Source organism: Azospirillum sp. TSH58, from assembly GCF_003119115.1.
Classification (GTDB): Bacteria; Pseudomonadota; Alphaproteobacteria; order Azospirillales; family Azospirillaceae; genus Azospirillum.
Genome location: NZ_CP022363.1, coordinates 378,025 through 399,250, shown reverse-complemented (window position 1 = coordinate 399,250; position 21,226 = coordinate 378,025). Strand labels below are relative to the sequence as shown.

Here is a 21,226-nt window from a genome sequence, read left to right as displayed (position 1 = left end):
CGCCTACTCAGTGATTTCACGGATCACGCGGCAGGGGTTGCCAGCGGCGAGCACGCCGTCCGGGACGCTCCGCGTCACGACGCTGCCGGCACCGATCACCGTCCGCGATCCGATCCGCACGCCCGGCATGATGAGCGCTCCTCCGCCGACCCAGACATCCGATCCGATCTCCACGGGCTTGCCGAACTCCTGTTGTCGACGCAATTCGGCGTTCATCGGATGCAGAGGTGTGTAGATCTGCACTCCGGGACCAAAGAAAGTGAAGCTTCCGATGCGCACCGGGCACACGTCCAGCACGACGCAGTTGAAGTTGAAGAGCACCCGTTCTCCAAGCTCGATGTTCGATCCGTAGTCGCAGAAGAAGGGTGGCTGCATCCACACCGTGTCGCCGCCTGAACCAAACAAGTCGCAAAGGATGCGCCGCCGCTCGTCCTGTTCCGCCTCGCGCGTGGCGTTCAAGGCTTGGCAGAGGTCCCGAGCACGCTCGCGGCCCACGACCAGCTCATGATCCAGAGGGTCGTAAAGTTCACCCGCCAACATCTTGGCCTTTTCGCTACGCCCGTCCTGCTGTTGCATCAACACACCTCCTTGCTTGATGCCTCCAACCGGCGAACGTCGGAAAGCTCGCGCTCATCGGGCGGATGGTGGCCCCCCCCCGGTCACCCGGGGGTTGGACGCGCGGACCGCCATTGCGCGGGGTGGGGATGGGGAAAGGCGCGGAGGTGCCCCTGTTTCCAGGGTCGTTTCAGACCTTGCGCACCCGGTTGCACCTTCAAGCGGCCCGGGAGAATGGCTATGCGCGGAGAGAATTGATAATGATTTGCATTCTTATTAGTCTGCTCTCCAGGCCGTCCGTCCGTGGGGATTGAGCGCGGCGGTGAGGATATGGCGGCGGGTCGTGCAGCGGGACGATGGAAAACTGAAGCTGTATCTGACGCACCGGGCGGCGTTGGTGGACTACGCCACGCCGATCGTGGGCGACCGTGGACAGGCGGAAGACGTGGTGCAGGAGGCGTTCCTGCGTTTCGTGCCCTCCTCTCCGGACCTCGTGGACCGGGTCATCGACCATCCGGTCGCCTATCTCTACCGGATCGTCCGCAATCTGGCGCTCAACGGGCGCCGCCGCGAGGGCGGCGAACAGCGCCAGGAACAGGACGAACGGACCCATTGGATGGTGCCCGCCGTGCCCCGCACCCCCGAACAGGACGCCATGCACAGCCGGGACATGGAGCGCGTCGCGGCGGCCATGGCCGAACTTCCGGAGAATGGCCGGATCGCGCTGGAGATGCACCGCTTCGGCGGCTGTACTCTTCAGGAGGTCGCCGACCATCTCGGCATGTCGGTCCCGACTGTCCATCGACTGGTGCATCGGGCGCTGATGCACGTCGCGGCTCGGCTCGGCCCGCCGTCGGGCTGACGGGGACGGCACGGCGTTTCCGGGAAAAAAGAATGCGTGGCCGGCTGTGTTGTGTGAGATAGGGCAATGCCGTTCCAACGTGGCGGGCAGATGATCGATTCGCGAAGGCGGCCAAGGAAAGAAGCACGAAGTCCATGACGACGGACGAAAGACCGGATCAGCCTCTGGAGGAGGCGATGGACTGGTTGCTGCGTCTCCAGGCGGAGCCGGATGACGCCGCCCTGCGCCGTGGTTTGGCGGCCTGGATCGCGGCCGACAGCGACCATGGCCGCGCCTGGGCGCAGGCGGAACGGACCTGGGTGCTGATCGGTGCCGTGCCACCGGTCCATTCGGCCCGTTGGGAGCCTGCCGGGGTTCCTGCGGATCGGAAAGCGCGGTCGCCGCGTCGTCGGTCGCGCTGGCCCGCTGGTCTGGGGCTTGCCGGGGCCGCATTGGCTGCCAGCCTGATGCTGATGGTCAACGCCGACACCCTGACGCGCCTGCGCGCCGACCAGACCACCGGCGCCGGGGAATTGCGCAGCGTAACGCTGGCCGATGGCTCCACGGTTCATCTCGGCCCCCGGAGCGCCATCGACACGGAGGATGGTCCGAACCGGCGCGGCGTGCGGCTGCTGGCTGGGGAAGCCTTCTTCGAGGTCACGCCGAATTCCGCGCGTCCCTTCATCGTCGAGGCCGGCGGCGTGGCCGTCACGGTCGTCGGCACGGCCTTCGACGTGCGCCTCGATCCGGCGACCACGACCGTCAGCGTGAAATCCGGCGTGGTCGCGGTTCGCCACGACGGCGGTCCGCCGATGGAGGAGCGGTTGGGCGCGGGGCAGCGTCTGACCGTCGATCGTGCCGGCGGGCGCGCCGTTCGCGGGGAACTGGCACCCGGCGACGTCGCCATTTGGCGCGAGGGTTACCTGTTCGTCGACAACGCCACGGTGGCCGAGGTGGTCGACGAGCTGCGCCGCTACCAGCCCGGCTGGATTTTGCTTGAGAGCGCCCAACTGGCGGAACGCCGCGTCACCGGTCTGTACGATCTGCGCCAGCCCGAGCGTGCCCTGCAGGCGATCGTCCAACCCCATGGCGGACGATTGCGCACGCTCACGCCGTTTTTGCACGTCCTGTCGATGCCCTGACGGGGCGCCGCTAAAAATTTTCGGCAATCGTGAAAAACGCGCCTGATCTCGGTGTCTTTGATCGGAAGTGCGATTGAAACGCAATCGCATGATCGGTCGATGACGAGATGCAGGGGTTTTGGGCGATGGGGGGTTTTCTGAAGGGTGAGGCTGTCCGCTTGGGGGGCAAGGCGGGCAGCGGGCCGGGGGGCCTGCGGCGGCGCGGCGCGGGGTTTCTGGCGGCGACCGTGATGGTCGCGCTGTCGGCCGCAGCGCCGGTGCTTGCCGAGGAGCGCGTGGCCGAGGCCGCGCCGGGCGCCGAACAGCGCGCCTTCAACATTCCGGCCCAGCCGCTGGCGAGCGCGTTGAACGCCTTCGGCCGGCAGGGCGGTGTCCAGGTGACGGTGGACAGCGCCACCGTCACGGGCATCCAGGGGCAGGCCGTCGCCGGCCGCTTCACGGTGGACGAGGCGTTGCGCCGCCTGCTCACCGGAACCGGCGTCACCGGCCGCTTCATCGACGACCGCACGGTGCTGCTGACCAAGGCGGCATCGCAGGACGGTGCCGTCCTGCTGGACCCGGTGATGGTGGAGGGGGCGGCGAGGGCGCCGCGCACGTCCGTCCTCGGCGGACGGCCGCCGGATTATGCCGGCGGGCAGGTGGCGCGGGGCTCGCAGGTGGGGCTGCTCGGCAACCGCGATGTCATGGACACGCCCTTCGCGACCTCCAGCTACACCGCCCGGACCATCGAGAGCCAGCAGGCGAAGTCGCTGGCCGACGTGCTGGCGAACGAGCCCTCCATCCGCAGCGACTGGTCGTCGCGCGGCGGCTACAGCGACAGCTTCTCCCTGCGCGGGCTGGCCGTCGGGGCGGGCGACGTGGCCTTCGGCGGCCTCTTCGGCGTCGCGCCCCGCACCTTCACCTCGCTGGAAGGGATCGAGCGGGTCGAGGTGCTGCGGGGGCTGAGCGCGCTGGTCAGCGGCGTGCCGCCCGGCGGCTCGCTCGGCGGCGTCATCAACCTCGTGCCCAAGCGGGCGGGCGACGAGCCCCTGACCCGTTTCACCACCAGTTACGAATCCGACGGCTATGTGGCGGGCCATGCGGACGTCGGTCGCCGCTTCGGGCCGGACAACGCGTTCGGGGTGCGCGTCAACGCCGTCTACGGCAAGGGCGACACCGCCATCGACAACCAGTCGGCCGAGATCAAGCACGCGACGGCCGGCGTCGATTACCGGGGCGACGCCTTCCGCCTGTCAGGCGACCTCGGCTATCTGGAGCGGAGGACCGAGGCGCCGATGCGCGCGGCCAGCGTGTCCCCGACCCTGACCGACGTGCCGGGCGCGCCAAAGGCCGGAACGAACTTCGCCCAGCCCTGGGGGTTCGTGGAGCTGAAGTCGCTGCACGGGGCGTTGAAGGGCGAGGTGGATCTCGGCTCCTCCGTCACCGCCTACGCCTCGGCCGGCTTCCGCCAGAACCCGACCGACCTGCTGGTCAGCGTGCCGACGATCACCGCCCTGAACGGCAACTTCACGGAGCGGAACCTCTATTTCTTCGACGACGTGAATTCCCAGACCGCCGAAACGGGCCTGCGCACCGATTTCGACACCGGGCCGGTGAACCATCGCGTCAATCTGAGCGCCAGCGCCGTCTGGCAGACCCGCTACAACGTGACCTACACGCTGAACACGGTCGCCTCCAACCTCTACAACCCGGTGGTCATCCCGAAGCCGAACCTTTCCGGCTACGACACCCATCCGCGGCTGCTCAGCCGCCAGAGGCTCGCCGGCCTCGCCATCGCCGACACGCTCTCCGTTCTCGACGAGCGGGTGCAGCTGACGCTGGGCCTGCGGCGCCAGCAGGTGACGACCGACAGCTACAACGGCGCCGTACCGAGCCGGCAGACCAGCCGCTACAGCGAGAGCGCCACGACGCCCGCCGTGGCGCTGGTGGTGAAGCCCGATCCGCGCCTCTCGCTCTACGCCAACTACATCGAGGGACTGTCCCAGGGGCCGGTGGCGCCGAGCGGCACGGCGAACGCCGGCCAGGTCTTCGCGCCCTTCGTGTCCAAGCAACTGGAGGCCGGGGTCAAGCTCGACCTCGGCCGGTTCGGGGCGACCTTCAGCGCCTTCCAGATCACCCAGCCCAGCGGCCTGTCGACGGCGAGCCGCACGGGCGGCCTGCCGGTCTTCGGCGTCGACGGCGAACAGCGCAACCGCGGCCTCGAACTCTACGGCTACGGTGAACTCGCCGAGGGGCTGCGGCTGCTGGGCGGCGTGATGGTTCTGGACGCGGTCCAGACCAAGACGGCCGGCGGGGTCAACAACGGCAAGGACGCGATCGCCTCGCCGGACGTGCAGCTCAATCTCGGGCTGGAATGGGACACGCCGTTCCTGGACGGGCTGACCTTGTCCGGCGGCGCCGTCCATACGAGCGGCCAGTATGTGAACGCCTCCAACACCCAGAGAATCCCGAGCTGGACGCGCTTCGACGTCGGCGCCTCCTATCTCGTCGAGGCCAAGGACACTCCGATCGAGCTGCGGGCCCGCGTCACCAACCTGTTCGACAAGAGCTACTGGGCCTCGGCATCGCCGCAGTTGGGCGCCTTGTCCACCGGGGCGCCGCGGACCTTCGCCCTGTCGGCCAGCGTCGGCTTCTGAGCCGTAAAGGATGCGTCACGCGGCGGTTCTTGCGCACCGGGTCATCGGGCTGGCGATCGCGGCCTTCCTCCTGGTGGCCGGCCTGACGGGCAGCGTCATCGTCTTCCGGGACGAGCTGGACCGTTGGCTCAACCCCTCGATGCGGGTCGACGCCACGGCCGGGCCGCTTGCCCTGTCGGCGCTGGTCGAGCGGCTGGAGGCCGCCGACCCGCGGGTGCGCCTCACCTACCTCTACCCGCCGAAACGGCCCGGCGAGGCGGTGTGGGCTTCGGTCGCGCCGCGCCTGGACCCGGCGACGGGGCGACCCTTCCAGCCTGGCTACAACGAGGTCTGGCTGGACCCGGCCGATGGCCGCATCCTGGGCCGGCGCGAGGCGGGGGCCTTGCGTTTCGACCGGGCCCACGCCGTCCCCTTCCTGGTCGCGCTGCATCACAACCTGCATCTGCCGGGGGATTGGGGGCGCTGGCTGCTTGGCGTCGTGTCCGTCCTGTGGATTCTGGATGGAGTCGTCGCGGGCTTCCTCACCCTGCCGCGGAGCCAGTTCCCGTGGCGTGGGGCCTTCTGGCGCAAATGGCGGCCGGCCTGGGGCATCAAGCGAGCGGCCGGCGGCCACCGCCTCACCCTCGATCTGCACCGTGCCGGCGGGCTGTGGCTGTGGAGCATCCTCGCCCTACTGGCCGTGACCAGCGTGGCCATGAACCTGCCCGGCGAGGTCTTCCGGCCGGTGGTCGCCGTTTTCGGCACGGTCAGCCCGCCCTCCGTCGCGGCGATGCCGAGGCGCGGCGGCGTGACGGGACCGCCGACGATCGGCTGGACCGAAGCGGCGCAGGCCGCGCGCGCCGTCTTGCCGGCGGGCTGCGCGGACTGGCCGCTGCGCTACATGGCCTATCTTCCCGGCCCGGGGGTCTATCGCGTCGGCTTCGCGGAGCCGGGGTTCCGGGAGGGCGCCTTTCGCGTCGCGCGGGAAGAGGTCTATGTCCAGGGCGACAGCGGGGGCATCGCCGGACGGGACGGCTATGTCAGTGGGACGGCGGCCGACCGCTTTCTGCTCTGGCAATTCCCGCTCCACTCCGGCCGCATGTTCGGCTGGGCGGGTCGCGTTGCGGTCGCTCTCGCCGGGCTGGTGGTGGCGGTGCTGTCGGTGACGGGAACCCTGATCTGGTGGCGGAAGTTGCGGTCGCGCCGGGGAAACGCGGTCGGCAGGGGAGGGCAAGGGCGGGGCTAAACTGAACCGCGCCGGGTTTCCCGGAGGCCATTTGGCTTGAGTCACGCCGCCATGGCGACGTCCTCGGTTTGGGCATGGCAGCGCGCTTCGGCCAGGGCGGGAGGAATGTTGCCGATGGGGCCGAGCAAGCGCCGGTGATTGAACCCGTCCACCCATTCGAGGGTGCCGTCGTGCCCTGACACGCACCAGATGCGGAGGGCCGTGGTGACGATGAGCGTCGCCAGTTCTCCACTTCACCGCTGTCCTGTCGGCTGTCTTGCGAACGCCCGCCATGTCCGCGCCGGGATGGTTGGCGTCGGCGACCGAGCCGCGGAGGTCGGCAGGGGGTGTCGTGAGGAGTGGAGGTGCCCACCCTTTCCCGACAGACCCGCAGCGGAAACGCGCCCCAACCCCGTCGGAGCGGGATCCTCCCCGACGGCCCGATCAACACCCAGGGCAAGAGGCGCCCGATGACCCGATCTCGGGCTTTTCCTTTACCTGCCACGTAATCGCGCACCGTTCGCGGAACGACGATGCTGCGGATGTCCGGCCGATCCGGACCGTCCAACGAAGGAGTTCCGCATGACGAACGCCGTCCATGTCGCCCATCATTACCTCGCCGCCTGGAACGAGGCCGCCCCCGACCGCCGGCGTGCGTTGGTCGCCGAGCACTGGACCGATGATGCGCGCTACCTCGACCCGATGGCGCAGGCGGACGGCCACGACGCCATCGACGCGCTCATCGGCGCCGTGCAGCAGCGTTTCCCGGATTGCCGCTTCATCCTGCGCGGCACGCCCGACGGTCACAACGACCATGTGCGCTTCTCCTGGACCCTCGCCGCGGCGGACGCCGAGTCCGTGGCCGGCGGCACCGACTTTGTCCAGCTGGCCGCCGACGGGCGCATCCGCTCGGTGACCGGCTTTCTAGATCGGGTCCCGGCGGGTGCGTAGCGCACCGGATTTCCCGCCCCGCTGCGTTCCGAACACAGGAGAACCGACCATGAGCATGACCCCGGCATCCAGCGCCAACCCGACCCAGCCCGGCTTCATCCACACGGACGATGGCGTGCGGCTCTTCTACCGGGACTGGGGGCAGGGAAAACCCGTCGTCTTCCTGTCCAGCTGGTCGCTGAACTCCGACTCCTGGGCCTACCAGATGCTGGCGCTGGCGGAGCGTGGATGCCGCTGCGTGGCTTATGACCGGCGCGGCCATGGGCGGTCGAGCGATCCGGGACGCGGCTTCGACTTCGACCGGCTGGCCGACGACCTCGCCACCGTGCTCGACCGGCTGGACCTGCGCGGCGTCACCCTGGTCGGCCATTCCATGTCCTGCGGCGAGATCATCCGCTATCTCAGCCGGTATGGCAGCGATCGTGTGTCCCGGGCGGTCCTGGTCGGCACGGCGACGCCGACCCTCGCCCGCACCGACGACGATCCGGACGGAATCGATCCCGCTGTCTTCGAGACCTTCCGCTCGGAATGCCTGATGCGGGACTTCCCGAAATGGCTGGAGGACAACATTCGCCCCTTCCTGACGGCGGACAGTTCGGCGGGCATGATGGACTGGGTGAAGTCGATGGCCTTGCAGGCTTCGATGAAGGCGCTGCTGGACTGCCATCGGGCGACCACGTCCACCGACTTCCGACGGGAGCTTCCGGGCATCGCCGTGCCGACCCTGCTGGTCCATGGCGACCTGGACGTCTCCAGCCCGCTCGGCATCACCTCGAGGAAAACCGCCGCCTTGATGCCGAACGCGACGCTGATCGTTTACGAGGGGGCTCCGCACGGCCTGTTCCTGACGCACATGGACCGCTTCAACCGCGATCTTCTGGCTTTCCTGGATGCCCGGTAGTCGGCGCTGATAGCATGGAGCTGCAAAACAACACGAACGCCGAGAGGGAGTTGGAACCATGACGCAGGCAGCGACCCGGCACCGTCCGTCCTCCCGGACCGTGCCGCGCCAGCCGGTCGGCGAGTTGCTGCGCGCATGGCGCAAGCGGCGCGGTTTCAGCCAGCTCGATCTCGCCTGCGAGGCCGACGTCTCGACCCGGCACGTCAGCTTCCTGGAAACGGGGCGTTCGCAGCCCAGCCGCACCATGCTGCTCCATCTGGCGGAACGGATGGACATCCCCTTGCGCGACCGCAACGCGCTGCTCGCCGCCGCGGGCTTCGCGCCGGTCTTTTCCGAACACCGGTTGGACGACCCGGAGATGCAGGCCGCGCGCCGGGCCGTCGATCTCGTGCTGACCGGGCACGAGCCTCACCCGGCGTTGGCCGTGGACCGGCATTGGACGCTGGTCGCGGCCAACCGGGCGGTCGCTCCGCTGCTTGCCGGTGCCGCGCCGGATCTTCTCCAGCCTCCGGTCAATGTGCTGCGCCTCAGCCTCCACCCGTCCGGGCTGGCGCCGCGGATCGAGAACCTTGCCCAATGGCGGGCCCATATCCTGCACCGTTTGACCCGCCAGATCGACGCCAGCGACGATCCCGTGCTGACCGCGCTGTTCGACGAGCTGAAGGGGTATCCGGTGCCCGACGGATCCGCCCTCAACTCGCCGAACAGCCGGAGCGAGCCGCTGCCGTCGCATGATGGCGTGGTGGTTCCCCTGCGGCTCCGGACGGAGGCCGGGACGCTCAGCTTCTTCAGCACCACGACGGTGTTCGGAACGGCGGTGGACGTCACATTGTCCGAATTGGCCATCGAGGCCTTCTTTCCGACCGACAGCGCCACGGCGGCCGTCATGCGGCAGGCGCTTGCCCGGTCTGGACCGTCGCTTGACCACGCGAAACATCCGTGATCATGCGGACGACATCGTCCACCTGACCGCAGGGAATCCTGATCTGGAGCAGCACGCCGTCGGGCGTGAAGCCGTTGGTCTCGGCAAGCGCCGCGGGGAAGGCGCCAAGTCCCGCCCGGATCCTGGCCTCGTCGGCGAAGGCGCAGGTGACGGACAGGGCGGCGAAGGCGATGATCGGCTGGCGTTCGGCGGCATGGAGACAGGCGGCCGCGGTGCCGCCATAGGCGCGCATCAACCCGCCCGCACCGAGAAGAACGCCACCGAACCAGCGGCTGACCACCACCGCCACCCGATCCAGGTTCTGGCCGTCTATGGCCTGGAGGATCGGACGTCCCGCCGTTCCCCCGGGCTCGCCGTCATCGTTGGACCGGTAGAGGTCGCCGATCCGGAAGGCCCAGCAATTGTGACCCGCATCGCGCTGGCTGAACGCAGCGATGACGTCACGCGCCTCTTGCTCGGTGTTGACCGGACCCGCCGAGGCGAGGAAGCGGCTTTTCTTGATGTCCTGCTCGAAGTGCTCGTTCTTCGTAAGGGTGAACATTGTCCTTCGCCGCCATTATTCCCGCACAGCCCGGAGGCCGGCCTTCCCATGTGACGATGGAACCTAGTCGTGCGATGGGGAAATTGCGACAGGACCGTTCGGAGTTGCGCCACACCGCCCTTTATGCCCGGCCCTCCATGGCCTTCAAGGTGCGGTCACGGGTGGCGATCAGGTGGTCGCGCATCGCCGCCGCCGCCCCCTCGGCGTCTTTGGCGCGCAGCGCCTTGCAGATGGCGATGTGCTCCTCCAGAGAGGGATCGAAGGCGTTCGGCACCTTCTCGATCACCGCGTTCCGGCACCAGGCCACCGAATCCCGCAGTGTGGCCATGATGCGGGCCAGCCGCTGGTTGGGGCAGTGGGCCAGCACGAAGTCGTGGATGACCTCGTCCACCTCCTGCAGGCGGGCCTGCCGTTCCGCCTCCGGGGCGGGGCGGCCGGCGGCGATGTAGGCTTCGGTCATCGCCTCCACCTCGGCCTCCGGGGCGTGGGGGGTGGCCAGCTCCGTCACCAGCGGCTCCAGGGCGATGCGGAGCTGGAACACCTCCATCAGGGCGTTGCGGTCGATCTCCGCCACGAAGATGCCCCGCCGCGGGTAGATGTGGACCAGCCCGTCCGCCTCCAGCCGCTTGGCGGCGTCGCGCAGCGGCGTGATGCTGATGTTCCACAACGCCTTGTACTGGTCCAGCATCAGCCGCGACCCCGGCGCCAGCCGGCCGGAGATGATCTCGCTCCGCAGCCGCTCGGTGACCTGCTCGCCGATGGAGGCCGTGTCGAGGGGACCGTTGCCGTCGAGCATGGAAGACCGTTCCTCAGTGAATCGCCGCAGACGGAGGCGCCGCGTCAGGTCCGACATTTTAGCACCGTGCCTCCCCCGCCTTCAAATCCGCCTTCACGTCCTTGGGGCATCGGGGCCCGTCACCGCGCCGTGAACCAGGCCAGCGGCGCCATCACCAGCTCGGGGAACAGCACCAGCAGGAACAGCACGGCGGTCTGCGCCAGCAGGAAGGGGCCGACCCCCTTCATCAGGTTCGACATCGACATGCGCCCGACGCCGCAGACCACGTTCAGCACCGTGCCGACCGGCGGGGTGATCAGGCCGATGGCGTTGTTCATGATGAAGAGGACACCGAAGTACACCGGGTCGATGCCGGCCTGCCTGATGATCGGCATCAGCACCGGGACCATCAGCAGAATGGTCGGCGCGAAGTCCAGCGCGGTGCCGACGATCAGCACGATGACCATCAGCGCGATCATCAGCAGCAGCCGGTTGTCCATCACCGGGGCCAGCAGATCGGCGAGCTGGGCCGGGATGTTGGACGCGGTGATCAGCCAGGCGGAGATGCCGGCCGCCGCCACCAGGAACATCACCACCGCCGTCGTCTTCGCCGCCGACAGCATCAGCCCGTACAGGTCGGCGATTTTCAACTCGCGGTAGATGACCAGCCCGACGAACATGGCGTAGACCGCGGCGACCACCGCCGCCTCGGTCGGCGTGAAGACGCCGGTCTTCAGCCCGCCGATGATGACCACCGGAAGCAGCATCGCCCAGAAGGCGTCGGCGGTCAGCCGCAGCCGCTCGCGCAGCGGCACCTTGGGCGGCGTGGTCAGGATCTCGCGGCGGGCCAGCCACCACCAGGTGATGAGAAGCGCCACGCCCATCAGGATTCCCGGCACGATGCCGGCCAGGAACAGCTTGGTGATGGAGACCTGCCCGGCGACGCCGTACAGGATCATGCCGATCGACGGCGGGATGACCGGCGCGATGATGCCGCCCGCCGCGATCAGCCCGCCGGAGCGGTGGATGTCGTAGCCCGCCTGCCGCATCATCGGCAGCAGGATGGAGGCCAGCGCGGCCGTGTCCGCCACCGCCGAGCCGGACAGCGAGGCCATCAGGATCGCCGCGAACACCGCGACGAAGCCAAGCCCGCCGCGCAGATGCCCGACCCAGGCCATGGCCATGGCGATGATGCGCCGCGACATGCCGCCGGCGTTCATGAACTCGCCGGCCAGCATGAAGAAGGGCACGGCCAGCAGCGGGAAGCTGTTGGCGCCGTCCCACATGCTCTGCACGACGATCTGGGGGTCGAGCATCCCCATGAAGGCCATCAGGGCGAGGCCGGAGACGATCAGAGCGAAGGCGACGGGCAGCCCCAGCGCCATCGCGCCCAGCAGGCTGCCGACGAAGATGAAGATGGTCACGGCGCCGTTTCCTTCAGCGTGTTCGGGCTTGTGAGCGTGCCCGGCAGCGTGCCGGGTCCCTTGAGCCGGTTCGGGTTCACCTCGCCCATGCCCTCCTCCTCGACCTGGATCAGCTCGTCGTCGCCGACCTTGCCGAGCGCCAGCCGGACGAGGTTCAGGATGCACATCAGCCCGATCGCACCGCCGGTCAGGTAGGTGACGCCGAAGACCCAGATCATCGACAGGCCGGTCACCGGGGCGTGGTTCGTCGCGTTCAGATCGTGCTGGAGGAGCGTGCCCTGGACGATGACCGCGCAGCAGACCAGAATGACGACTTGGTTGATCGCCCAGCAGACCTTCTTGCCGGCGCGCGGCAGCAGGCGGACCAGGGCGTCCACGCCGAAATGCGCGCCTTCACGGAATCCGATCACGGCGCCGATGAAGGTCATCCACACGAACAGGAAGCGTGGAAGCTCCTCCGACACGTCGATGCCGCTGTTGAAGACGGCGCGCAGCACGACGTTGCCGAACACCATGACCAGCATCGCCGCGATGCAGGCCACCAGGATGCCGTCGAGGATTTTGAAGAAGAGGGTGCCGTTCCACATCACGGATCTCCGCCGGGACGTCTCCAACCCGGTCACGCGCTGCGCGACCACACGGTGTAGCGGGCGAGCTGGTCGGGATCGACCTCCACACCCAGGCCCGGCCCGCCGGGCACGGCGAGTCCGCCGTCCACCAGCGTGAAGTTGTCGACCAGCAGATCGTCGCGCAGCGGGTTGTGGGTGCGGTCGAACTCCACCATCGGCTCGTTCTGCAGCGGCACGCCGAGCGCCGTGTAGGGAACCAGCGGCGCCGTCGCCAGCGCCTGGAGCGCCGCGGCGAGCGCGATGCCGGACCCCCAGATGTGCGGAACGGTCATCACGCCGTGGGCGGTGGTCAGGGCCAGGATCTTCTGCCACTCGGTGAAGCCGCCGGCGCAGCACAGGTCCGGCTGGGCGATGTCGATGCAGCCCTCGGCCAGCAGCTCGCGGAAGCCGTAGCGGGTGTATTCGCACTCGCCGCCCGCGATGGGCACGTCGATGGAATCGCGCACGCGGCGGTAGCCCTTGCGGTCCTCCGGCGGCACCGGCTCCTCGAACCAGCGGACGTCGAACCGCTCCAGCGCCCGCCCGATCCGGATGGCGCCGGCCGTGTTGTAGGCGTGGTTGGCGTCGACCATGATCAGGGTGTCCGACCCCAGCACGTCGCGGACCAGCGCCACCCGTTCGATGTCCTGGGCGATCGGCAGCAGGCCGATCTTGATCTTGATCGCCGGCAGCCCGGCCTCGCGGTAGCGCTGCGCCTCCTCGGCCAGTGCGGCCATCATGCGCGGCGTGTCGCGGAAATAGTCCGGGTAGTAGCAGCCGGTGCCGTAGGCCGCGACCTTGTCGCGGAAGGCGCCGCCCATCAGCGCGTGCACCGGCCGGTTCAGCGACTTGCCCCACAGGTCCCACAGCGCGATGTCGATGGCGCTCAGAGCCTCGATGTAGGTGCCCTTCTGGCCGAAGTCGCGGCAGAAGGAATAGAGATCCTCGAACACCCGCACCGGCTGGTCGGCGCGGCGGCCGATCAGCCGGGGGGCCAGCACGTCGATGATGCAGCTTTCCGGCGGCTCCGCCGGTCCGTACTGCCCGCCCTCGCCCCAGCCGATCAGGCCGTCGTCGGTGGTGATGCGGACCAGCAGGCTGTTGCGCTCCGGGAAAGCCGCCTGGGAGGAATAGAAGGTCTTCGCGTTCAGCGGAGTCTTCAGGACGAAGGTGTCGATCTTTTTGATGAGCATCGGGGTTCCCATAGGGAGATCGGACGGGCGCGCGGCTCCACGGGCGGACCCGCGGCCCGCCCGCAGACTGCCTGTGGATTGCCCGTGGATTGTGGGGATGCGTTACGGCTTGGCTTGGCGCAGCTGGTCGAGTTCGGATTGCAGCAGGGTCATCGTGTCGGCGCCGATGGCCGCGGCGTGCTTCTCATAGACCGGCGCCACCTTCTGGAGCATGCGCTTGCGCTCCTCGGCGGACAGCTCGTTCACCTGCATGCCGAGGTCCTTCAGGCGGGCGAGCGACTTTTCCGACTGTTCGCGGTTCACCCGGCGCTCCTCGGTGCGGGCCACCGCGGCGCAGGACTGGAGCACGTCCCGCTCGGCCGACGACAGGCCGTCCCAGATCTTTTTGGAGTAGAGGATCACCGCCGGCGTGTAGGCGTGGTTGGTGACCGACAGGTATTTCTGCGCCTCGTAGAACTTGCCCGTCTCGATGTTGGCGTAGGGGTTCTCCTGGCCGTCGACCGCGCGGGTCTCCAGCGCCGTGAACAGCTCGCTGAAGGCCATGGGGACGGCGTTGGCGCCCAGCGTGGAGAAGGTGTCCATGAACACCGGATTCTGCATCACGCGGATCTTGGTGCCGCCCAGGTCCTCCCATTTCTGGATGGGCCGGCGGGAGTTGGTGAGGTTGCGGAACCCGTTCTCCCAGTAGGCGAGATTGACCAGCCCGACGCCCTGGAGCTTTTCGGACAGCTGCTGGCCGACGGCGCCGTCGAGGATGCGGTCGGCTTCCTTCTCGTTCTCGAACAGGAAGGGCAGGTCGAAGACGCCCATGGCCGGCACCAGCGAGGCGAGCGGCGAGGTGGAGGCCACCACCATGTCCAGCGAGCCGCCGCGCACGAGCTGCACGGCCTGCATGTCGCTGCCCAGCGCGGCGTTCCAGAAGCTCTGGATCTTCATCTTGCCGCCCGACTTCTCGGCCGCGCAGGCGGTCAGTGCCGAAACCCCGGCGGCGAAGGGGTGATCCTGCGCGACGGCGGCCGAGAGGCGCATGGTGCGCTCCGCGGTCTGCGCCTTGGCCGGAACAGCGGCGAACAGCGCCGCCACGGCGACCGTCAGGACGATGGGCAGTTTATCGACGTTCATAGGGGCGCTCCTCCGATCCGCATTATCCAGGGAGCCGGTTCTGTGCCGGTCCCGAAAGGTTGATGACGCGCACAATGCCTGATGCATCAGGCATTATCAAGGTCATTTGCGTTCGAAATGAATCCGTCCCCTCGCAGACGGGTGGGCCGCCGAAGGCGGGCTTCGGAGGAGAGGCGTCCTTGCGCTGTGTGGAGTGGGGGGCGGCCGACGCCGCCCGAAGCCGATGCGGCGCGTCGGGGTCGGAAAGCCGGTGCGCCGCAGGACGGCGGGCATGGCACCGTCCTGTTCGCCCGGTTGGATGCAGGGTGGTGTGTCGGTCGTCGCCAGACGCGCGGATCGATCAACGTCCGATAAGGGCGCGCTTGGACGGCCCCTTTGACTCGGGGGGCGTGCCAGGGACGGAGTCGATGCGGAGGGCGTTGCCCGACCCGGCGCAACCGCCGGGCGGGGAGCCCGGCGGCACAGCGGCCTGTGTCCGGGTCCCCCGATTTCTAGGGGTCGTACCCCGTTCCCATGCCGGTCCGCGGTGGCCGCAGCGGAAACGGGGACGCCTGTCCCACCGGACTTCTAGAAGGTGGGCGGAGAGTTGAGCCACAGGACCGCGGCCGGAACGGTCCCCGGATTGGCGTAGCCGTGAGGAATCTCGGATGCGAAGAAAGCGGCATCCCCCGCGCTCATCCGGGTGGTCTCGTCGCCCAGGATCAGGTCGATCTCACCCGACAGCACATAGACGAACTCTTCGCCCGGATGGGTGATGCAGCCGTCGGAGCGTCCCCCGACGGCCACATGATGGATGTTCACCTGAAAGGAACTGCCCGGGGCGAGCACGGACAGGGCTTCGAGCTGCACACCGTCCCGCCCGCGCAGCAAGCCGTCGGACAGGATGGGGCGATCCCCGTTCCGAACGATGATCGCCGGCTGGGCCCGCTCCGTCGGCAGCAGGTTTCCGATGTTGGTGTCGAGCGCCGTGGCGATCCTGTGCAGCGTGTTGAGCGATGGCCGGGCCTTGCCCTTCTCGATCTTCGACAGCAGCGCCACCGAGCAGTCGCAGCTTTTCGCCAGGCTCGACAGGGTCATCTTGCGCGCCACGCGCAGCTCATGGAGCCGTCTGCCAAAATTTTCGGACAGAAATTCGTCCTGCATCATCCCCGACTTTCACGCTCCGCGCACTTTTTCCCGAAAACCGTGCCGAGACACACCGGCGCAGTCTCCGAAGGCCGCCATCCTATCGTCCCGGACCAACCTCCGCCACAGCGATGCGGCTTCGGGATGCGGCCTCGGGACCGTCCGCTCACAGGCTCTCGGCGCAGGCGAAAACGGCCTGTGCGAGCACATGGGCGCCCAGCACGATGTCGTCCGCCCGCGTGTCCTCCACCGGCGTGTGGCTCCGCCCGCCGATGCTCGGCACGAACAGCATGGCGGTGGGGACGCTCCGCGCCAGCACCATCGCGTCGTGGATCGCCCCGCTCGGCAGCGGCATCGACCGGGCGCCACGGGCGGCGGCGGCGTCGGCAACCAATCCCCGAAGCGTGGCGTCCAGCGACACCGGCGCCAGACGCCCGGCCTCCTCCAGCGAGACCCGCACCCCCTCCTGGCCGTCGAACTCGCCGACCAGGGCCGCCAGCGCGGCGCTCAAGCCGTCCAGCGCCACCGGGTCGAGGTCGCGGAATTCCAGCAGAAGCTCCCCCCGCTCGACGACGACGTTCACGGCGCCGGGCTGCAGCGACACCTTGCCCAGGTTCCACACGCTGTCCGCCGAACCGGCCTGGCGGAAGCGGTGGTGGCAGGCGTCGGCGAAGCGGTAAAGCAGGCGGGCGGCGTCGCGGCGCAGCGCGATCGGGGTGGTGCCCGCGTGGTCGGCGCGGCCATCGAACCGCACGGCGTAGCGGCGCATGCCGAAGATCCCGGTGACCACGCCGATGGGGAGACCGGCGGCCTCCAGCCGCGGCCCCTGCTCGATGTGGGCCTCGAAGAAGGCGCGGTGGCGTTGCGGGTCCAAACGGCTGTGCGGGGCGGTGCCCAGACCGGCGCTGGCCGCCTCCTCGGCGAAACCGGCCGGCAGGCCGGGCAGGTCGCCGCAGAAGGAGCGGCTGCCCAGGCAGCTCAGGAACCGGCCTTCCTCGTCGGAGAAGTCGATCAGGTCGATGCCGACCGGCGCGCCGGGGCGGGCCTCCATCCAGGCGCGGGCGATCTCCAGCCCATAGGCGAGGCCGAGCGCGCCGTCCAGCCAGCCGCCGGTCGGCACGCTGTCGGAATGGGAACCGATCAGCACCGACCGGCCGGCGCCGGGCGCCGCGCCATACAGGTTGCCCACCGCGTCGATGGTCGCCCTGAGACCGATCCTTTCCATTTCGCCGGCCAGCCAGCGGCGGGCCGCGAGGTCCGCCGGTGAGAGCGCGGGCCGGCAGACGCCGGACCCCACCGCGCCGAATCCCGCCAGGGTCCGCAGGGTCGTCAGAACGGCGTCGCCATTGACGTTGAGCATCGATCGGAAATCCCAGCGCCTCCGCCGCCGACGGACGGGGCGCTTCGCAAGGTTCGTAGGAAGGGAAACGGTGGAGAAGGGGCGGGGAGCGCGCGTGCACCGGGGCGCGGGCGCCGCTCCCCGCCGCCGGGTCCGTCAGGTCCCGGTCTGGCCGGCCTTGCGCATGGCGAGGCCCGCCAGGAAGTAGGTCACCGCGTAGACGATGACCCGGTACATGATCGCCGAACCGGGCGGGATGCACAGGAAGGACAGCCCGTCGCAGCCGCGCTTGCCGACCTCGTGTGCGATGCGGATCGCCTCATAGTCGGTCATGCCGATCGGCTCGGCCAGTTCGCCCAGGACGTCGCCCTCGGTCGGGCCGGCCCCGCCCAGCACGTCCATGTCGAAATGGGCGTAGACGCCGGCCGTGCCGTCGTAGGCGTGGCGCAGGTTGTCGATCACCCCCTGGATGCCCAGCTCCGTCCGGATCTTCCACATCGGCATGAAGCAGGCGCCGTTGCGGAGGTAGTGGCGGACGATCTCCGGATTCTCCAGCATGCCGCGCTCGCCGATCTCGACGAGGTTGCGGATGGCGTAGCTGGGGCAGTCGCGGAACAGCTTGTCCTTCCAGTTGGTCGAGCCGGCGATGTGATCGTTCATGGTGGCCCAGTCGTAGGGCCAGCAGTCCCAGTGGGTGTCGAGGCTGATCATGCCGACCGGCCCCTTCACATGCTCGGCCACCGGCCGGCCGATCGCGTAGGAGGCGCAGGGCGAGTTCTGGCCGATGACGATCGGCACGGCGCCGGCGGCCAGCGCCGCCTTGACCTTGCGCTCGACGGCCTCCTGCGCTTCCAGGATGCGCTCGACCGTGCCCTCGTAGCTGGCCTCGATGGGGATGTCGACGTCGCCGTAATCGACGACCTTCAGATGCTCGAAGATGTCGAGGTCGAAGTCCTGCACGTAGCCGCCGCGGTAGCGGATCGACTGCTGGCGGACACGGACGGTGGCGGCCAGCCATTCGGCCTTGTCGACGCCGCTGTACTTGGTTCCCCAGCCGGCGGCGAAGGGCGCGCCGATGATGACGGCGTCGGCGCCGGCCAGATCCTCGTCCCGGATGGCGTAGGGAACGCCGAGGAAGGTCGGCATGTCCGCCTTGATGCGGGGAAAGTGGGTCGTGCGCCAGGTTTTGCCGGCCAGGGTATCCTGCCAGCTCGGGTATTGCGGCATGGACGCAGATGTCCTCTTCGGGGGTTTTCAGGGCGACCGATGGGGATCGGGTCGGGCGGCAGGGCCGGGGATCAGGGAGCCTGCTTAGGGAATTCGCGCAGGGCGGGCTCGTTCACGTAGCGGCCGCCGGTGATGTACTTGGCGGCGATCATGTCCCACTGGCCGGAGGTCAGCAGGTTGTCGAGCCCGACGTTGAGGACCGACTGCAGCTCGCTGTTGCCCTTGCGGACGGTCCAGGCGATCGGCAGGAAGTTCACCGGCCGGTCGTTGAACAGCATCTTCACGCCCGGCTGCTGTTCGGTGAAGCGGGTGGCGGTGAACAGATCCTCGAAGCTGGCGTCGGCGCGGCCGGCCGCCACCTCCATGAAGCCCGCGGTCAGGTTGCCGCCGGCCAGCGAGGTCAGCTTGGCGTTGGGGATGGTGCGGCGCACGAAGTCCTCGGCGGCCGTGCCCTGGACCACGGCGATGCGCACGTCCGGCTTGTTCATGTCGGCCAGCGAGGCGAAGCGCGCCTCGTCGTTCTTCACCACGGCGACGCTGCCGAGATAGAAGATCGGCTTGGTGAAGTCGACGACGGTGGCGCGCTTCACGGTGGCGAAGGTCGCGCCGATGGACATGTCGAACTGGCCGGCCTGCAGCCCGGCGACGAAGTTCGCCCAGGTCGTCTCGATGAAGACCGGGCGGACGCCCATCTGCTCGGCGATGGCGCGCGCTGCGTCCACGTAGAAACCGGTCAGTTCGCCCGTCTTGGGGTCCTTGGCGGTGCCGGGCGGGGAGGGGATGTAGCCGATCTTCAGCTCGCCCTGCCGGACGATCTTCTCGACCTCGCCGGCGGCCTGGGCCTTGACGGCGCCGAAGGTCACCAGGGCGCCAACCACCAGCGACGAGATCAGCGTGCGGAATGCGGACATGTTCAGCCTCTTCAATGCAGGACGCGGGCAAGGAACGCGCGGGTCCTCGCGTTGTCCGGGTTGGTGAAAATCTTGCTTGGTGGCCCCTCTTCGACGATTCGGCCGCCTTCCATGAAGACGACCCGGCTCGCGACGTCGCGCGCGAAGCTCATTTCGTGGGTGACGATCACCATGGTCATGCCTTCGGCGGCGAGTTCGCGCATGGTGGTCAGCACCTCGCCGACCAGTTCGGGGTCGAGCGCCGAGGTCGGCTCGTCGAACAGCATCAGGCGCGGGCGCATCGCCAGGGCGCGGGCGATCGCGGCGCGCTGCTGCTGCCCGCCCGACAGCTTGGTCGGGCGGACGTCGCGCTTGTCGGCCAGCCCGACCTTGGCGAGCAGCTGCTCGGCGTGGCGGACCGCCTCGTCGCGCGCGACACCCTTGACCTGGATCGGTCCCTCGATGACGTTCTGGAGCGTCGTCATGTGGGGAAACAGGTTGAAGTTCTGGAAGACCATGCCCATTTCGGCGCGCAGCCGGTTGGTCTGGCGCTCGGTGGCCAGCCGCCGCTGGCCGTCGGCCTCGACGTAGCCGACCAGCTCATCGCCGAAGCGGACCTCGCCTTCGTCGTAGCGTTCCAGGAAGTTGATGCATTTCAAAAGCGTGCTCTTGCCGGAGCCGCTGGGTCCGATGATCGCCACGACGTCGTGGGGCTGCACGTCGAGATCGATGCCGCTCAGGACGCGCGCGCTGCCGTAGCTCTTCCCGAGGTTGGTGATGCGCAACATAGGGGAAACTCCACCGGAGGATCGTGCGAGGATCGGTCAGGCCCGCATCTTCAGGCGCCGTTCCAGGCGCTGCGACAACCAGATCCAAGGGTAGGTGATGAAGAAGAAGAAGATCGCCAGGAACGTGTAGACCTCAAGCGGACGGTAGGTCGTGGCGATGAGGTTGTTGGATTCCTGAAGAAGCTCATAGACCGCGATCATCGAGCCGAGCGTCGTCAGCTTCATCAGGTTGGCGAATTCGTTGATCAGCGGCGGGATCATCTTCTGTCCGGCCTGGGGCAGGATGATGCGGCGGAGCGCCGTGAAGTGGTTCATGCCGATCGACTTGGCGGCGAGAAACTGGCCGGTGTCCACCGCGTTGATGCCGGCCCGCACGATCTCCGACACGTAGGCTCCGGAATGGATGCCCAGGGCGATGATGATCGAGGTCATCGCGCTGAGTTGGTAACCGAAGATGATCGGGAAGCAGTAGTAAAGCCAGACAATCTGCACGAGCGCCGGAGTCGCGCGAATCATCTCCACATAGATCGATGTGACGGATCTTACAAAGATACCGGATGATTCTCGGCTCACGCCGACCAAGAGGCCGATCAGCAACCCGATGGCGGACGACAGTAACGTTATCTGGAGGGTCGTAATGGCCCCGCGTGCGAAAATCGGCCAATACTCAAGTATTATGGCAAACTGCCATTCGTACCCCATCGCCGATGCCCCTGTTCATGGTTTGGCTTTGTCGCCAGACCTAATTTTGAATGGCGTTCAAAATGCTTGATTGATTTGGCACTGTCAATGGGGTTTGACGATGCGCAGGGCGCCGGTTTCGGGCTTTTTGAATGTTCAATCGGGGGTAGTGAATGGGGCCGAGGCTCTCTCATCTTGCCTTGCTGCACGGAGGCTCCGCCCCGTGCCGAGAGCCGGTCGGGGAATGGGAGTGCGTCCGTTTCCCGTGCGTGACGGGAGGTGCGGGCGGGCGCGACGATGCCTGACCGGGAGCCTCCAAACGAAAATGAGAATTCTTCGC

The 21,226-nt window shown here is 68.2% G+C and carries 20 protein-coding genes; 7 read left to right on the top strand and 13 right to left on the bottom strand.

Features of this window, described 5'->3' with window-relative positions; translation table 11 throughout:
* Positions 1-3: 3 nt before the first annotated feature.
* Positions 4-576 (bottom strand): sugar O-acetyltransferase, encoded by a 573-nt coding sequence (locus TSH58p_RS01685; protein WP_109068173.1) that lies wholly within the window; start codon positions 574-576, stop codon positions 4-6.
* A 322-nt stretch (positions 577-898) separates the two neighbouring features.
* Between TSH58p_RS01685 and TSH58p_RS01680 the strand changes: the two genes are divergently transcribed.
* The 7 genes from TSH58p_RS01680 to TSH58p_RS01645 all read left to right on the top strand — a co-directional run bounded on the left by TSH58p_RS01680 (position 899) and on the right by TSH58p_RS01645 (position 9,173).
* A complete protein-coding gene (locus TSH58p_RS01680; protein ID WP_109068174.1) occupies positions 899-1,417 on the top strand; it encodes an RNA polymerase sigma factor in 519 nt (172 codons plus the stop codon).
* Positions 1,418-1,551: 134 nt separating this feature from the next.
* Complete coding sequence (locus TSH58p_RS01675) at positions 1,552-2,538, top strand: FecR family protein (RefSeq protein ID WP_109068175.1); 987 nt, start codon at positions 1,552-1,554, stop codon at positions 2,536-2,538.
* 125 nt (positions 2,539-2,663) lie between these two features.
* Entirely contained in the window at positions 2,664-5,174 is a 2,511-nt protein-coding gene (locus TSH58p_RS01670) for a TonB-dependent receptor (RefSeq protein WP_146205817.1), read from the top strand.
* 10 nt (positions 5,175-5,184) lie between these two features.
* The gene (locus TSH58p_RS01665; RefSeq protein WP_109068177.1) at positions 5,185-6,399 is read left to right on the top strand and encodes a PepSY domain-containing protein; all 1,215 of its coding nucleotides are present in this window, start codon (positions 5,185-5,187) and stop codon (positions 6,397-6,399) included.
* Positions 6,400-6,960: 561 nt separating this feature from the next.
* A complete protein-coding gene (locus TSH58p_RS01655; RefSeq protein WP_109068178.1) occupies positions 6,961-7,329 on the top strand; it encodes a nuclear transport factor 2 family protein in 369 nt (122 codons plus the stop codon).
* Positions 7,330-7,378: 49 nt separating this feature from the next.
* On the top strand, positions 7,379-8,230 hold the full coding sequence (locus TSH58p_RS01650; protein ID WP_109068179.1) for an alpha/beta fold hydrolase: 852 nt from the start codon (positions 7,379-7,381) through the stop codon (positions 8,228-8,230).
* 58 nt (positions 8,231-8,288) lie between these two features.
* The gene (locus TSH58p_RS01645) at positions 8,289-9,173 is read left to right on the top strand and encodes a helix-turn-helix domain-containing protein (RefSeq protein WP_109068180.1); all 885 of its coding nucleotides are present in this window, start codon (positions 8,289-8,291) and stop codon (positions 9,171-9,173) included.
* On the opposite strand, the gene TSH58p_RS01640 is transcribed toward TSH58p_RS01645, so the two are convergent.
* The 12 genes from TSH58p_RS01640 to TSH58p_RS01585 all read right to left on the bottom strand — a co-directional run bounded on the left by TSH58p_RS01640 (position 9,115) and on the right by TSH58p_RS01585 (position 20,907).
* A complete protein-coding gene (locus tag TSH58p_RS01640) occupies positions 9,115-9,714 on the bottom strand; it encodes a YigZ family protein (RefSeq protein ID WP_109068181.1) in 600 nt (199 codons plus the stop codon). The two genes, TSH58p_RS01645 and TSH58p_RS01640, sit on opposite strands and share 59 nt — an antisense overlap.
* 121 nt (positions 9,715-9,835) lie before the next feature.
* Complete coding sequence (locus tag TSH58p_RS01635) at positions 9,836-10,510, bottom strand: GntR family transcriptional regulator (protein WP_109068182.1); 675 nt, start codon at positions 10,508-10,510, stop codon at positions 9,836-9,838.
* 119 nt (positions 10,511-10,629) lie between these two features.
* Positions 10,630-11,913: a TRAP transporter large permease gene (locus tag TSH58p_RS01630; protein ID WP_109068183.1), complete on the bottom strand. Its 1,284-nt coding sequence runs from the start codon at positions 11,911-11,913 to the stop codon at positions 10,630-10,632.
* Entirely contained in the window at positions 11,910-12,500 is a 591-nt protein-coding gene (locus TSH58p_RS01625) for a TRAP transporter small permease (protein ID WP_109068184.1), read from the bottom strand. Before TSH58p_RS01625 ends, TSH58p_RS01630 begins: the two co-directional genes overlap by 4 nt.
* Before the next feature lie 32 nt (positions 12,501-12,532).
* Positions 12,533-13,714 (bottom strand): mandelate racemase/muconate lactonizing enzyme family protein, encoded by a 1,182-nt coding sequence (locus TSH58p_RS01620; RefSeq protein WP_109068185.1) that lies wholly within the window; start codon positions 13,712-13,714, stop codon positions 12,533-12,535.
* A gap of 102 nt (positions 13,715-13,816) precedes the next feature.
* Entirely contained in the window at positions 13,817-14,836 is a 1,020-nt protein-coding gene (locus TSH58p_RS01615; protein ID WP_109068186.1) for a TRAP transporter substrate-binding protein, read from the bottom strand.
* 567 nt (positions 14,837-15,403) lie between these two features.
* Positions 15,404-15,979, bottom strand: coding sequence for a helix-turn-helix domain-containing protein (locus TSH58p_RS01610; RefSeq protein ID WP_256380038.1), 576 nt, complete (start codon positions 15,977-15,979; stop codon positions 15,404-15,406).
* Positions 15,980-16,127: 148 nt separating this feature from the next.
* Positions 16,128-17,321: a hydantoinase/carbamoylase family amidase gene (locus TSH58p_RS01605; protein WP_109068187.1), complete on the bottom strand. Its 1,194-nt coding sequence runs from the start codon at positions 17,319-17,321 to the stop codon at positions 16,128-16,130.
* Positions 17,322-17,456: 135 nt separating this feature from the next.
* Positions 17,457-18,527 (bottom strand): arginase family protein, encoded by a 1,071-nt coding sequence (locus tag TSH58p_RS01600; RefSeq protein WP_109068188.1) that lies wholly within the window; start codon positions 18,525-18,527, stop codon positions 17,457-17,459.
* 71 nt (positions 18,528-18,598) lie between these two features.
* On the bottom strand, positions 18,599-19,438 hold the full coding sequence (locus TSH58p_RS01595) for an ABC transporter substrate-binding protein (protein WP_109068189.1): 840 nt from the start codon (positions 19,436-19,438) through the stop codon (positions 18,599-18,601).
* Between the two features lie 11 nt (positions 19,439-19,449).
* Complete coding sequence (locus tag TSH58p_RS01590) at positions 19,450-20,205, bottom strand: amino acid ABC transporter ATP-binding protein (protein WP_109068190.1); 756 nt, start codon at positions 20,203-20,205, stop codon at positions 19,450-19,452.
* A gap of 36 nt (positions 20,206-20,241) precedes the next feature.
* The gene (locus TSH58p_RS01585) at positions 20,242-20,907 is read right to left on the bottom strand and encodes an amino acid ABC transporter permease (RefSeq protein ID WP_109068191.1); all 666 of its coding nucleotides are present in this window, start codon (positions 20,905-20,907) and stop codon (positions 20,242-20,244) included.
* Positions 20,908-21,226: the final 319 nt, after the last annotated feature.

Excerpts from the sequence above, each read along its gene's own strand:
- TSH58p_RS01685 (WP_109068173.1), bottom strand. The coding sequence starts at position 576 with ATGCAACAGCAGGACGGGCGTAGCGAAAAGGCCAAGATGTTGGCGGGT.
- TSH58p_RS01675 (WP_109068175.1), top strand. The coding sequence starts at position 1,552 with ATGACGACGGACGAAAGACCGGATCAGCCTCTGGAGGAGGCGATGGAC.
- TSH58p_RS01670 (WP_146205817.1), top strand. The coding sequence starts at position 2,664 with ATGGGGGGTTTTCTGAAGGGTGAGGCTGTCCGCTTGGGGGGCAAGGCG.
- TSH58p_RS01665 (WP_109068177.1), top strand. The coding sequence starts at position 5,185 with ATGCGTCACGCGGCGGTTCTTGCGCACCGGGTCATCGGGCTGGCGATC.
- TSH58p_RS01655 (WP_109068178.1), top strand. The coding sequence starts at position 6,961 with ATGACGAACGCCGTCCATGTCGCCCATCATTACCTCGCCGCCTGGAAC.
- TSH58p_RS01650 (WP_109068179.1), top strand. The coding sequence starts at position 7,379 with ATGAGCATGACCCCGGCATCCAGCGCCAACCCGACCCAGCCCGGCTTC.
- TSH58p_RS01645 (WP_109068180.1), top strand. The coding sequence starts at position 8,289 with ATGACGCAGGCAGCGACCCGGCACCGTCCGTCCTCCCGGACCGTGCCG.
- TSH58p_RS01640 (WP_109068181.1), bottom strand. The coding sequence starts at position 9,714 with ATGTTCACCCTTACGAAGAACGAGCACTTCGAGCAGGACATCAAGAAA.
- TSH58p_RS01635 (WP_109068182.1), bottom strand. The coding sequence starts at position 10,510 with ATGCTCGACGGCAACGGTCCCCTCGACACGGCCTCCATCGGCGAGCAG.
- TSH58p_RS01625 (WP_109068184.1), bottom strand. The coding sequence starts at position 12,500 with ATGTGGAACGGCACCCTCTTCTTCAAAATCCTCGACGGCATCCTGGTG.
- TSH58p_RS01620 (WP_109068185.1), bottom strand. The coding sequence starts at position 13,714 with ATGCTCATCAAAAAGATCGACACCTTCGTCCTGAAGACTCCGCTGAAC.
- TSH58p_RS01615 (WP_109068186.1), bottom strand. The coding sequence starts at position 14,836 with ATGAACGTCGATAAACTGCCCATCGTCCTGACGGTCGCCGTGGCGGCG.
- TSH58p_RS01610 (WP_256380038.1), bottom strand. The coding sequence starts at position 15,979 with ATGCAGGACGAATTTCTGTCCGAAAATTTTGGCAGACGGCTCCATGAG.
- TSH58p_RS01605 (WP_109068187.1), bottom strand. The coding sequence starts at position 17,321 with ATGCTCAACGTCAATGGCGACGCCGTTCTGACGACCCTGCGGACCCTG.
- TSH58p_RS01600 (WP_109068188.1), bottom strand. The coding sequence starts at position 18,527 with ATGCCGCAATACCCGAGCTGGCAGGATACCCTGGCCGGCAAAACCTGG.
- TSH58p_RS01595 (WP_109068189.1), bottom strand. The coding sequence starts at position 19,438 with ATGTCCGCATTCCGCACGCTGATCTCGTCGCTGGTGGTTGGCGCCCTG.
- TSH58p_RS01590 (WP_109068190.1), bottom strand. The coding sequence starts at position 20,205 with ATGTTGCGCATCACCAACCTCGGGAAGAGCTACGGCAGCGCGCGCGTC.
- TSH58p_RS01585 (WP_109068191.1), bottom strand. The coding sequence starts at position 20,907 with ATGGGGTACGAATGGCAGTTTGCCATAATACTTGAGTATTGGCCGATT.